The sequence below is a fragment of the Duganella vulcania genome, assembly GCF_009857655.1.
Classification (GTDB): Bacteria; Pseudomonadota; Gammaproteobacteria; order Burkholderiales; family Burkholderiaceae_D; genus Rugamonas; species Rugamonas vulcania.
In genome coordinates, this window is sequence record NZ_WWCX01000001.1 from 329,696 (window position 1) to 339,051 (window position 9,356).

The 9,356-nt window shown below is 59.8% G+C and carries 19 protein-coding genes; 17 read left to right on the plus strand and 2 right to left on the minus strand.

From position 1 onward, the window contains the following. Nucleotides 1–16: 16 nt before the first annotated feature. A complete protein-coding gene (gene csf1, locus GTP90_RS01935; protein WP_161081877.1) occupies nt 17–784 on the minus strand; it encodes a type IV CRISPR-associated protein Csf1 in 768 nt (255 codons plus the stop codon). Continuing rightward, nucleotides 781–1,449: a type IV CRISPR-associated endonuclease Csf5 gene (gene csf5 / locus GTP90_RS01940; RefSeq protein ID WP_161081878.1), complete on the minus strand. Its 669-nt coding sequence runs from the start codon at nt 1,447–1,449 to the stop codon at nt 781–783. The genes csf1 and csf5 overlap by 4 nt, the downstream gene beginning before the upstream one ends. A 69-nt stretch (nt 1,450–1,518) precedes the next feature. Between csf5 and csf4 the strand changes: the two genes are divergently transcribed. The 17 genes from csf4 (at nt 1,519) to GTP90_RS02025 (ending at nt 9,332) form a co-directional block, all read left to right on the plus strand. Then, nucleotides 1,519–4,029 (plus strand): type IV CRISPR-associated DEAD/DEAH-box helicase Csf4, encoded by a 2,511-nt coding sequence (gene csf4 / locus GTP90_RS01945; RefSeq protein ID WP_161081879.1) that lies wholly within the window; start codon nt 1,519–1,521, stop codon nt 4,027–4,029. Between the two features lie 234 nt (nt 4,030–4,263). Next, nucleotides 4,264–4,479, plus strand: coding sequence for a hypothetical protein (locus GTP90_RS01950; RefSeq protein ID WP_161081880.1), 216 nt, complete (start codon nt 4,264–4,266; stop codon nt 4,477–4,479). 293 nt (nt 4,480–4,772) lie between these two features. Further along, on the plus strand, nt 4,773–5,024 hold the full coding sequence (locus GTP90_RS01955) for a hypothetical protein (RefSeq protein WP_161081881.1): 252 nt from the start codon (nt 4,773–4,775) through the stop codon (nt 5,022–5,024). Between the two features lie 14 nt (nt 5,025–5,038). Next, nucleotides 5,039–5,290, plus strand: a complete 252-nt coding sequence (locus GTP90_RS01960) for a hypothetical protein (RefSeq protein ID WP_161081882.1) — start codon at nt 5,039–5,041, stop codon at nt 5,288–5,290. A gap of 16 nt (nt 5,291–5,306) precedes the next feature. Then, nucleotides 5,307–5,498, plus strand: a complete 192-nt coding sequence (locus tag GTP90_RS01965) for a hypothetical protein (RefSeq protein WP_161081883.1) — start codon at nt 5,307–5,309, stop codon at nt 5,496–5,498. A gap of 158 nt (nt 5,499–5,656) precedes the next feature. Further along, entirely contained in the window at nt 5,657–5,863 is a 207-nt protein-coding gene (locus GTP90_RS01970; RefSeq protein ID WP_161081884.1) for a hypothetical protein, read from the plus strand. Nucleotides 5,864–5,932: 69 nt separating this feature from the next. After that, entirely contained in the window at nt 5,933–6,334 is a 402-nt protein-coding gene (locus GTP90_RS01975; protein ID WP_161081885.1) for a hypothetical protein, read from the plus strand. Nucleotides 6,335–6,452: 118 nt separating this feature from the next. Next, a complete protein-coding gene (locus GTP90_RS01980) occupies nt 6,453–6,626 on the plus strand; it encodes a hypothetical protein (protein WP_161081886.1) in 174 nt (57 codons plus the stop codon). 19 nt (nt 6,627–6,645) lie between these two features. Further along, on the plus strand, nt 6,646–6,843 hold the full coding sequence (locus GTP90_RS01985; RefSeq protein WP_161081887.1) for a hypothetical protein: 198 nt from the start codon (nt 6,646–6,648) through the stop codon (nt 6,841–6,843). Nucleotides 6,844–6,924: 81 nt separating this feature from the next. Then, on the plus strand, nt 6,925–7,095 hold the full coding sequence (locus tag GTP90_RS01990) for a helix-turn-helix domain-containing protein (RefSeq protein ID WP_161081888.1): 171 nt from the start codon (nt 6,925–6,927) through the stop codon (nt 7,093–7,095). A 76-nt stretch (nt 7,096–7,171) separates the two neighbouring features. Next, entirely contained in the window at nt 7,172–7,447 is a 276-nt protein-coding gene (locus GTP90_RS01995) for a hypothetical protein (RefSeq protein WP_161081889.1), read from the plus strand. A 65-nt stretch (nt 7,448–7,512) separates the two neighbouring features. Further along, nucleotides 7,513–7,692, plus strand: a complete 180-nt coding sequence (locus GTP90_RS02000) for a hypothetical protein (RefSeq protein WP_161081890.1) — start codon at nt 7,513–7,515, stop codon at nt 7,690–7,692. A gap of 73 nt (nt 7,693–7,765) precedes the next feature. Next, a complete protein-coding gene (locus GTP90_RS02005) occupies nt 7,766–8,221 on the plus strand; it encodes a hypothetical protein (protein ID WP_161081891.1) in 456 nt (151 codons plus the stop codon). A 48-nt stretch (nt 8,222–8,269) separates the two neighbouring features. Next, entirely contained in the window at nt 8,270–8,644 is a 375-nt protein-coding gene (locus GTP90_RS02010) for a hypothetical protein (RefSeq protein ID WP_161081892.1), read from the plus strand. 12 nt (nt 8,645–8,656) lie between these two features. Beyond that, nucleotides 8,657–8,851: a hypothetical protein gene (locus tag GTP90_RS02015; RefSeq protein WP_161081893.1), complete on the plus strand. Its 195-nt coding sequence runs from the start codon at nt 8,657–8,659 to the stop codon at nt 8,849–8,851. A gap of 16 nt (nt 8,852–8,867) precedes the next feature. Next, nucleotides 8,868–9,134, plus strand: coding sequence for a hypothetical protein (locus GTP90_RS02020; protein WP_161081894.1), 267 nt, complete (start codon nt 8,868–8,870; stop codon nt 9,132–9,134). Between the two features lie 9 nt (nt 9,135–9,143). Continuing rightward, entirely contained in the window at nt 9,144–9,332 is a 189-nt protein-coding gene (locus GTP90_RS02025; RefSeq protein ID WP_161081895.1) for a hypothetical protein, read from the plus strand. The last annotated feature ends 24 nt before the right edge of the window (nt 9,333–9,356 follow it).

The window sequence follows — 9,356 nt, forward strand, 5'->3', positions numbered from 1 at the left end:
GGGACTCCTTGGTCAATTAATTACCGGGGTGTTGGTTCGCAGCTGGAACAAGCTTTGGTTCTGGGCGGCTTGGCGTGGCGGCATACAACACGGCCGTCAATCCCCACAACTCCCCAGGCGTTAGTGAATGCATGACGGCGATGTCGTCAGCGACCTGGGAATCGCGAGTGGCCATCTCGTAGAGTTCGTGGCGCAGCGCACCGTGTGCCGGGGTATCGATGTCGCGAGACAACCGTACGAATGGGCTCTTGAGTGCAGCGCCCTTGCGTCCAGCGGATGCTGCCTGCGCAAGCCTTCGGGCCGCGTCGGCGCCTTTCTCGAGCATTGCGCGACGAACAGTCAGAACCAGTTCACCGAACCGGACTTGGTACACCTGGTCTGAGGTATTGACGGGCGCACGCCAGATCAGGTGCTGCCGCTTCTGGTCGGACAGCATGAAGACCCATGAGCCCTTGGGCGGGTTTAGCAGCCACCAGGCGATATGGTCGTTGCTGGCCGCCGGGAACACGCCATCACGCGTGATGACGGACTTCGTGTAGCGCTGCGTGAAATCCGGGCCCCAGGTAGCCATGCACCAGCCGCAAACGGTCTTGGACCCTTTGCCCCGCATGGAGGTGTAGTCGGTGAAGGTATCGCCCGGGGAGAACGGGGATACGACGTCCCCTGCCCCATGGGCGTAACCGCACAGGGCGCAGATCCCGGAGGCCTGTGCAGGGGCGCCGAGCGGCTGCAAGCCCGCCGCCAGCGCCGCCAATTTCGATGGGCTCTCGATTGCGCTGCTCATCGCACGCTTCCCGGAAGGAAGGTGCCGATGCGGCCGTAACCGCGTGCGGTAAGGTTGCCCGCGAACCACATTCCTTTGAGATCGGCGTGGATCATGAATTCAGCGTTGACCAGGGTGACATACTCGTCGACGGGGCCGGTGCCCTTGCCTATCGGCATACCCAACGTGCGCTTGACCTCCAATTCGATGCCCAGTTCCGAGGCCGGCGGGCAGTCGAACCCGTAGCGTGCCGATATGGACTCGATGGCCGCCAACAGTCGCTCTTTGGCCAGCTCCCCGACATCCATTTCACGGGAACGACGGTAACGCGCTTTCAGGGCCATCTCGGAGATCCAGTATTGCTTAGGAGCGTGCGAGAGCGTTAAGCCCATTTCGTGCTCTTCGATTTGAGCCTGGACGACGCAGCCGCAGTGGTCCATTGCCCCGCGCACGGCGCACCCCATGAGCTCCACGATGAGCGGCGAATTCTCCTCGTCAGCGATGATTCCCACCCAGCCCCGTGCGCCGACGAAGCGAACGGCCGGCCGGCCATTGGATGGCTTGCCGTCGGTGTAGTGGAAGAGGTCATCCGGCACACCGGGTTGCTTGGCCATCAGGCGGCGGAAGTCCGTTGGATAAAGCGTCTTCCCACGCGGAAGCGCAATTCGTAATAGGGTCTGTTTCACGTTTTCCTTCGCTCGGCATTAAGGACGTGCAATAATACCATCGTTGTTTGACCATGCAAGGACAGTAAATTGGTTATTACCTTTACGATATCGGAGTTGTGGCTGCGCGCAATATTTCCGCACTTCGATTCGCTGCATCGGGATGAGGGAGCGCTGCGCCGGGCTATCAAAGAAACGATCAAGCAGGCACTGCGCTCCGGTCGCGATGCGACGACCTGCCAGGCCGACGACGACGGTCCTCGGATTCGGATTCACCTGAGTTTTCCTGAGCCGGAAGCTGGGATGCTTCGTGCCGGCGCCGCCAAGGCCGGCCTTGGTCACAACCAGTTCGTCAAGCAGCTCATTGGTGCGATGGCCCTGCACCCTCCTGATGCCTTGGCTCCTGACATGAATCTGTCAATCAACCAGCTGGTCCGGGACTTGGCGCAACAGTCGCCAACCGTCAAGGACCGGCCTGAACAGGTTCGCATGTTCTCCAATCTCCAGGATGCGATGCAGCGCTCGATGATTGGAATCATCGAGGGCAGCACTGGTGTTGGTAAGAGCCGGGCGATCATGTGTAGCGCAGTTGACTGGGTACACGAGCGCGAAACCCACGTCGTGATTGCCGCCCCGACCATAGCCCTGGTGCGCCAATACGCTGCTGAGTGGGCAACGCAGGCGACCGTGCGTGACATGCCGCAGCTGCGCCTTGTGTTCGGTAAGCGGGAATTCGTCAGCCAGCTCGATCTGACCGATTTTCTCGACTCTCCTGGTGGCAAAGTTTGGGACAGCGCCGCGATACGCGAATGGATGGCGGGCGGCGCCATGCCCGACCAGGCAGACAAGGGAGTTGAGGTGCGCTGGCTCTGCCATTCCCTGGAGCGCATCGTTCCAGGGTTTCCAATGGACGAGGTTCGGCTCACCGATATCGTCATGGAAGGCGACAGTGGTTTGCAGGCCTACAAGGCCCAGTTTCTTGATAATAGCGACTGCGGTGAGATTTTCGTTTGCACGCACGCCATGCTGGCCCAGCACATGCGAATGCGGATGATCGCGGCCGGTAGAGATGACGATTTTAAGGCCATCGCCAAGGAGATATCGGCTGTCTTTAACGGTTATACCAAAGCCAAGGCAGCCGGCGACGCGAAGAAGGCAGAACACGTCGAGCAGCTGCAGGCACTCTATGCGATGCAGGGAGACGCCTTCAAAGACGTTGAGGGTGGCTTGCTGCCGCTCTTTAACGCCTTGTTCGTCGACGAGGCGCATGTGCTGGAAGAGCAGTTTAGCAATGCACTGACCGAGTACCTGTCCCTTCAGTCAATTAACCGGACGCTCGAGGCATATCGCGCGGCCGGCGGGCGCGTTGCCAAGGCTACGGTGGACGATATCCATAAGTGCATCGCAGCCCTGGGTCAGCAAGGTCATGCCGTTCAGGGTGACGTGATCAATCTTGCCTCTTCAGCGCCCGTTACCCAGGCGCTTAAAACGACGCTAACACAACTGGCTGCTGAGATCTCGGCGATCGCGCTGCCGAAGAACACAGAAAATATGGAAAAGCGGCTCGCTGCCGCTCGGCTGCGCAGGGCGGCGGTCTTGTTGCGCCTGGCCTCGTCGCACGGGGACGCACGCAGCTATCTGCGGTTTTCTCCCGTGCGTGCTTACCCCCAGCTCTACATAGGCCGCTCGAACGTGAGTAACGTCCTGTCCCTGATGTGGAACGCCGTAGACGCTGGGGCCGCCATATCCGCCACCATGTACCTGAACACTGGCAACGGCGAAGCCTCTGCCTTCTATCAGAAGTTGCTGCTGTCCATTCCGCCGGCCCGCGCGGCCGAATACCCGCCTGTCGAAGCGCCTTGGCTGCACGAATCAATCCGGACCTTGTGGATTCCCGAAGCCGAACTTGCGAAGGCCTTGCGTCCGCCCACCAGGGCCGACAAACTCAACGAGGCCCAACTTGCGGCCGCGGAAGAAGCCTGGCTGCGTGCTTTGGCCGATACACTTGCTTACATCCATGCCCGCTCCGAAGGTGGAGTGCTGGTCCTGATGACGGCTTACGCCCACATCAAATTCGTCAGCGCCCTCCTGCGTGACGCCGTCCCAGGCATCGCGCTGGTGGCCGCGGACGGCGACACGAATGTAACCAAGCAGAAGGTCCAGTTCTTGGAACTGATGCGAAATGGTCAGAAAGCGATGTGGCTCGCGGTTGGCGCCGCGTGGACCGGTCTGGACGTCGGCGGCCATGAGCCATGGTCAAACCACTTCGGGGAGTCTCTGCGACCGGAAGACGACAATGTCCTTACCACCTTGGTCATACCGCGCCTGCCGTTTGGCACCAACAATACGATCACGCACATCTGGCGCAAGAACAACAAGCCGAGCACACCCTGGGAATTGTTCGAAGCAGCTTTCCGGTTCAAGCAAGGCCTGGGGCGCCTTATCCGGCGCGTCGGGCTCCCAAAGAACAGGGATATCTACGTGCTCGATGGCCGCCTTGCAGATCCGGTGTTTGACAGGGCGACCCCGCTATTTGAGAAAATCATGGTGCGCTACCCTGTGCAAAGGTTGCGCGCGCTAACTGGCGAGGCGGATCACTGAACCGCGCGTTCTTGGCGCCGGCGGAGGAAGCGAACCGATTCCCTTCGCTGGACTTCAAGCGCTTCTACCAGCAAGGTCTTCATTGCTTCGCATGGCGGCTGCCTAAATATGCAGTTCACCTCGCTCCCAAGCGCGTGCACCAAAAAGCAAAGTACTTGCAAAGTTAGATTATCTAACCCATAATGCAAAGCATAGGCGGTGTGCTTTGCACCGCAATCGGCGAGGAAACCGGCAATGGCGATCCAACTGAACAAAGGCGACGCATTTCAGCCAGGCGAAGTTTGGCAGACCCCGAAGGGCGGGATTTACCGCGTGATGGGTTACGAGGACAAGCCCGGCAAGCAGAAGAAACAGGCGGTGCTGCGCGTTGGCGCCGATGGCGCCGGACGCAAGGTGTTGCGGGACTGGGATGACGTCATCAACTGGGTTCTCCAACCCGCACAAGCGTAAGGTGGAAAAGCAATGTCGCCTGGCGCCCTAAGCACTCTCGCCAAACCTCACCCATCGTGGACGGGTCTCCCGTCCGAAGACGGGGCTGAGGGCACTTTCGCCGGCCTGGAGGGGACGGTTGGCCGCCGACCTACCCTGGTGCGCCTCGCGCTCGCCGTGGGCCCTCTGGGGGCGTCTGCACACCGCCCAGGAACAAGCTGGCCGGATCTGCATCTGAACCACCAGCACGCGCTGGAACGCCCCGGGCATCAGACCCGGTCGAGCAACTGAACTGATATCGGAAAACGCGCAACATGGACATCATCGACGCAACGCCGCCAAGTGACTTTCCGCAGCTGGTTATCATCATGGACAAAGAGCTGGCGAAGCGCCACCCTGCCAAACTGTTCTACCTGCGTGTCGCCCGTCCGGAAGGCGGCGCAAATCACGTGGATCTGGACCATGCCGTAACGCCGGTGGACGCGCGTCAGATGGCCCTTGCAAAGGGCTATGAGCCCACGCACTGGATGGAAGTGCAGGACATGGCGCCGCACCGCTTCTACTGATTGAGGCAAATTCAATGGACGCCGACCGCGCAAAGACGCCTGCTGAAAAGCAGTTCAAAGCAGCCATGCGTAAAGCAGGTTGGCAGGTCTATCGCGACAGTGAAACAGGCCGTCTGGTGACGAACCTGTATCGGCGGGAAGTGGCCGGCCTGTCGGAAAAAATAGGCATGGCACTCGAAATTGTATGCAGCGAAGGTAGTATGGTCAAAGCGTCTCCCGTCGAAGTGGTGGCTCCCGCCGCTGCATCTGCGGTTGTAAGCGCGTAACCAATCGGGAATCAACATGAGCAAATTGCACGGCTACAGCGAGCAAGAGAAGGCACAAATCAAAACTTTGATGTGCCGCCTGGTCGAGGGACGCATTGAAAGTGGTGAAATCGAAGCGACGGACGAAGCGATCAAAGCCGCAATGCCTCAAGCGCTAGCGGATGCGAAGGCCGCCTTCAACGCTGCGGCCGAATATCTCTGCGGCTAAGGCAGAGCGACCTCAGTGAATGAGATGGACCGCTTGCTGCACGAAAGGGTTCATCGCGACGATATTGCGTTGTACGCTCTTGGCGTTTATCTTCGCGACAAGGATGATGCCGAATCGCCGGCAAGCGGAAATTCAACGGACCAACAAGGAAGATCAGCATGACCAACGACGACAAATCGACCGGCTGGCACACCACCTCGGACAGCGCAAGCGGCGTGGCCCATTACTGGGAAAAGCAGAAGTATTCGCGCCGCCGTAGCCTGTGTGGCCGCGTTACCGAGGCCAAGCTGATGCAGGACGCCTCGCAGACTGTCAACGACTGTGCCCGCTGCAAGAAGGCACTGGCCGCGCAAGCTGCCACCTGACAAGTCGCTTCGCTCAGCAACCCAATCGTCAGACTGGAAATGACGGCGTTTTAGGGACGGAACATAGCCATGCGAATGAAAACCGTGGACCTGACCGACGCACCGCTGCACTACGCGGTCGCCTGCATGCTCGGTGCGCAACTCAAGCCAAACAGCATAGGTGCGCAACACGCCTACCTTAATGGCAAGTACATTGGCGGCTTCATCACGCGCACAGAGCGTGGCAACGTGGCTATGCCCCACGACGTTTTCGCCCCGTCGCGGGTTGTCGTTCATGGCGCCGAGATAGGCGAGCGGATTCTGGACGACCAGCTGGCATCGCTGCAACGAACAGAGACTGGCTGGTATGCCATTTCAAATGGCGATCAGAGGGCGGTTGCACACGGGGAGACCATGCGCGTAGCAGGTCTGCGCGCGGCCGTGTGCGCCCAGCTGGGCGAAACCATCGACATCCCTGCGTGGCTGGTGTAAGCCACTGGTTAGCGGCGGTACGCCCAAAATATTCACCGCTTGCCGTTGAAATTGCGACGTCCGGCCTGACATTGGCTCGCTTAGACGACGAGAAGACGAAATAGGGAGAATTCTGACCATGGCAAACGCCTTCAAGCAAGCGCAGGACGAGCAGAAGCGGGCCACGTTGCTGGCACAGTGCAAAGCGCTCATCGCGCAAGGCAAAGTTGGTAAGCAACGTGCGATCACCACCTACGCCAAGTCGGCCGGCGTCAGTCAAGCGCAGGCCGAGGCCGCTCTGGGTCTGCGTTAGAACACTCTGGAAGATGCCGATGAAGCCGAAGTACATTTTCTGGGCAGGAGCAATCGCTTTCGCCCTCCTCGCACTCAGGTGCGCGTTGAATGGCCAGCAGTACATGGCGCTGTTCACAGCGGCGTGTGCGATCGCTGGCGCAGCCAATGCACTGCGCCCGGACGCCGACCGGCGCGCGACTCGCGCTGACCTGAAGAAACTGCTCGGGGTCGACTAGGAAGATCAAGTGAGCGTGGAAGACGCAACCTGGTGCTAATCCGAGCCCGTAATTGCGACAACGAACTAACAGGACAATGTCATGAAGACGCTAACCGTATCCGAGATTTGCCAGCACAACGATCTCTCAGTCAAGACGGCTGAAAAAGCGCTCGCCAGTCTGCAATCGATGGGCCTGGTCACCGGCTTCGTGCCAGGCGACGTGAACGCCAAAATCATCCCGACCGCTGCCGCGGCCAAATACCTCAACTGAGCCTGGATGATTCCAATGCTGGAAATTGCGCCCTGGCGGCGCCCGCAGCGGCCGGCAGCCGCACAGGATCAAGTGCATGATGAAGACCAACGCCCACGGCGTGGTGCAATACGCGAAAGCCGACGCGCGTCGGCTTTTCGTGCTGGCGGCGGCAATTGATTCGCTGGACCGCCCGACGATAACCACCCTGGCCGAGTTCACCGGCCACAACAAAGGCACGATCGGCGCCGACGTGCAGAAGCTAATCGAGCAGTATGGTGTTCAAATCGAGAAGGACGGCCCGGTTTTTCGCATTGCTAACTGGGGGGAAGTCCTAAAGGTCAAGGGCGTCAAAAAGTATTTGTTTGGTTAGATAATCTAACCTATAATATGATGCATACGGGATGTAAATCCCGCAACCACTCCCGGGGAAACGCAATGGCAACTGAAGCTCAATTGGCGCAAGCGCGCAGGACCGTCGAGAACGAAGACTATCTGCCGTGGGCGGAGGTCAAAGCGGCCAAGGCACTGTTGGGCATTGTGGAACCGGACCACGTCGCTGAAGCGAGGGCAATGATGGGATTGCCGGCAGTGCCCTCGCAAGTCAAAAACCAATAGTGGGCCTAGTTAGAGGAACGGAGCTATGAGCACTTGTGCAGCATCCGGCGAGCGGCCGGTAGGGGTTGAGTCCTTGTCATTCCCGCAGGCGCCGTCTGAGTACGCCAAGGAGCCGTTCGATCCGTCTGTCGTCGCTTTCAAGGACAACGACGGCCGCACATGGCGCTACATGAACACCCCGCTGGACGAAACCTACCTTGCCGAACCCATCGACCATTTCCTCGTTGGCACCATCCCCCCGGAGGAACGCGAGATCCGCGACACCCTGGTCGCAGCGACAGTGATGCGCCGGCAAGTATCGATCTTCCAGTTCTGGTGGAGCCAGTTCTTCAAGCCAACCAAGGCGTATTTGCGGTCACGGGAATACTTCCGGCGGCTGGACCAGCTTTGCGGGCGGACACCGGAACATCGCGCGGCATTCTGCCGGCTCGCTACGAGCAAGCGCTTGCCACCATTCATCTGCGCGGACCTCAAGCGCATCGTCACAAAGCACGACCGGGCGCGCCTCCACCAAGGCGATCGCATATAGACGCCCCTGGCAAAGGGTATGGAAGGCACAACAATCACCTGCAAAACTATGAACATGCAATCGACACGCCCCCACAACGTGAAGCTCAAGGCTGTGAAAGACCAAGCGGGCAACCCTGTGCGCGGTCTTTGGGACAGCGACGTGGTGCGACTGGAAGCCGTCTCGGGCGGCTGGGAATGCAGCGTGCCGGTGCGACGGATCGGCAAGTCGAACTATTTCGAGTTCCGTCCGCTGACGCTCGGCGGCAAGTTCATGATCCTCGGCACGTATAAAACTAAGGACAATTGCTGCAACGTAGCGGAGCTACTGCAAGAAGGCAACTATGTCGTCCGGGGAAAGCACCGTGAGTCCGATGGCGAACTGATGCCCACCACGGTCGTTGGCTGGGCAGATGTCAAAGACGAAATCAGCCAAACGGCTTAAGGGGGAAACACCATGCCTCGCAACGGACCTTGGCTGGCAAAATTGGGCGCCGCATTCGAACAGCAGATCCTGGGTGAGGACGGCGCCGCGGCCGGCCGCCAGCTCCGGCAGGACCAGGATGATGCGTGGCGCGCAGATCGTGCCGCCAGCGCGCCGCTGGCCTACGAGGACGCCTTGGTAGAAACCGGGGCATGGAACAACTGCTAACCGGAAGACTTTCGCCATGGCCCGAAACTACCTCATTTCGATCTTTGCTCATCTTTTCGCCGGCCGCCGCCGCAAGCAAGGACAACTGCAGCTGCATGTCGATGCGCTTGGCGAGCCCGCCCTCGGCACAACGAGACAGGGCAGCAAGTCGGAGCTGGCCGCAAAAATCGACGCCACGGGCGCGCGGCCGGGCGACATGGTGGCCATCGATGAACATGGCCACGCCCGCGTAGTTGGCCGAAAACCGGAAATCGTGGTAAACAACTCGAAGTCAACGAACTAAGGAAATGCTGTGGATGATCTGACCTTCGACATTTTGCGTTCAGCCGTGCGGGTCGCCAAGGACGAGCAAATCGGCCGGCTGGATGGCTTGCGGTTGCGCCTGGCGCAAATGTACCCTGATGCGCCGATTCAGCGTGAGCAGGCCATCATTGAATGGGCCAACCACGTCCGGGCAGCCCATCCGACCGGTATCCACTAGAGCAGCGACAAGCGCGCCCTGGTG

What these genes read in the sequence shown, in the direction of transcription:
- GTP90_RS01970 (WP_161081884.1), top strand. Translation starts at nt 5,657, where the DNA reads ATGACCAACGACGACAAATCGACCGGCTGGCACACCACCTCGGACAGC.
- GTP90_RS02015 (WP_161081893.1), top strand. Translation starts at nt 8,657, where the DNA reads ATGCCTCGCAACGGACCTTGGCTGGCAAAATTGGGCGCCGCATTCGAA.
- GTP90_RS02010 (WP_161081892.1), top strand. Translation starts at nt 8,270, where the DNA reads ATGAACATGCAATCGACACGCCCCCACAACGTGAAGCTCAAGGCTGTG.
- GTP90_RS02000 (WP_161081890.1), top strand. Translation starts at nt 7,513, where the DNA reads ATGGCAACTGAAGCTCAATTGGCGCAAGCGCGCAGGACCGTCGAGAAC.
- GTP90_RS01950 (WP_161081880.1), top strand. Translation starts at nt 4,264, where the DNA reads ATGGCGATCCAACTGAACAAAGGCGACGCATTTCAGCCAGGCGAAGTT.
- GTP90_RS01985 (WP_161081887.1), top strand. Translation starts at nt 6,646, where the DNA reads ATGAAGCCGAAGTACATTTTCTGGGCAGGAGCAATCGCTTTCGCCCTC.
- GTP90_RS01990 (WP_161081888.1), top strand. Translation starts at nt 6,925, where the DNA reads ATGAAGACGCTAACCGTATCCGAGATTTGCCAGCACAACGATCTCTCA.
- GTP90_RS01965 (WP_161081883.1), top strand. Translation starts at nt 5,307, where the DNA reads ATGAGCAAATTGCACGGCTACAGCGAGCAAGAGAAGGCACAAATCAAA.
- GTP90_RS01955 (WP_161081881.1), top strand. Translation starts at nt 4,773, where the DNA reads ATGGACATCATCGACGCAACGCCGCCAAGTGACTTTCCGCAGCTGGTT.
- GTP90_RS01995 (WP_161081889.1), top strand. Translation starts at nt 7,172, where the DNA reads ATGATGAAGACCAACGCCCACGGCGTGGTGCAATACGCGAAAGCCGAC.
- GTP90_RS01960 (WP_161081882.1), top strand. Translation starts at nt 5,039, where the DNA reads ATGGACGCCGACCGCGCAAAGACGCCTGCTGAAAAGCAGTTCAAAGCA.
- GTP90_RS02020 (WP_161081894.1), top strand. Translation starts at nt 8,868, where the DNA reads ATGGCCCGAAACTACCTCATTTCGATCTTTGCTCATCTTTTCGCCGGC.
- GTP90_RS01980 (WP_161081886.1), top strand. Translation starts at nt 6,453, where the DNA reads ATGGCAAACGCCTTCAAGCAAGCGCAGGACGAGCAGAAGCGGGCCACG.
- csf1 (WP_161081877.1), bottom strand. Translation starts at nt 784, where the DNA reads ATGAGCAGCGCAATCGAGAGCCCATCGAAATTGGCGGCGCTGGCGGCG.
- GTP90_RS01975 (WP_161081885.1), top strand. Translation starts at nt 5,933, where the DNA reads ATGCGAATGAAAACCGTGGACCTGACCGACGCACCGCTGCACTACGCG.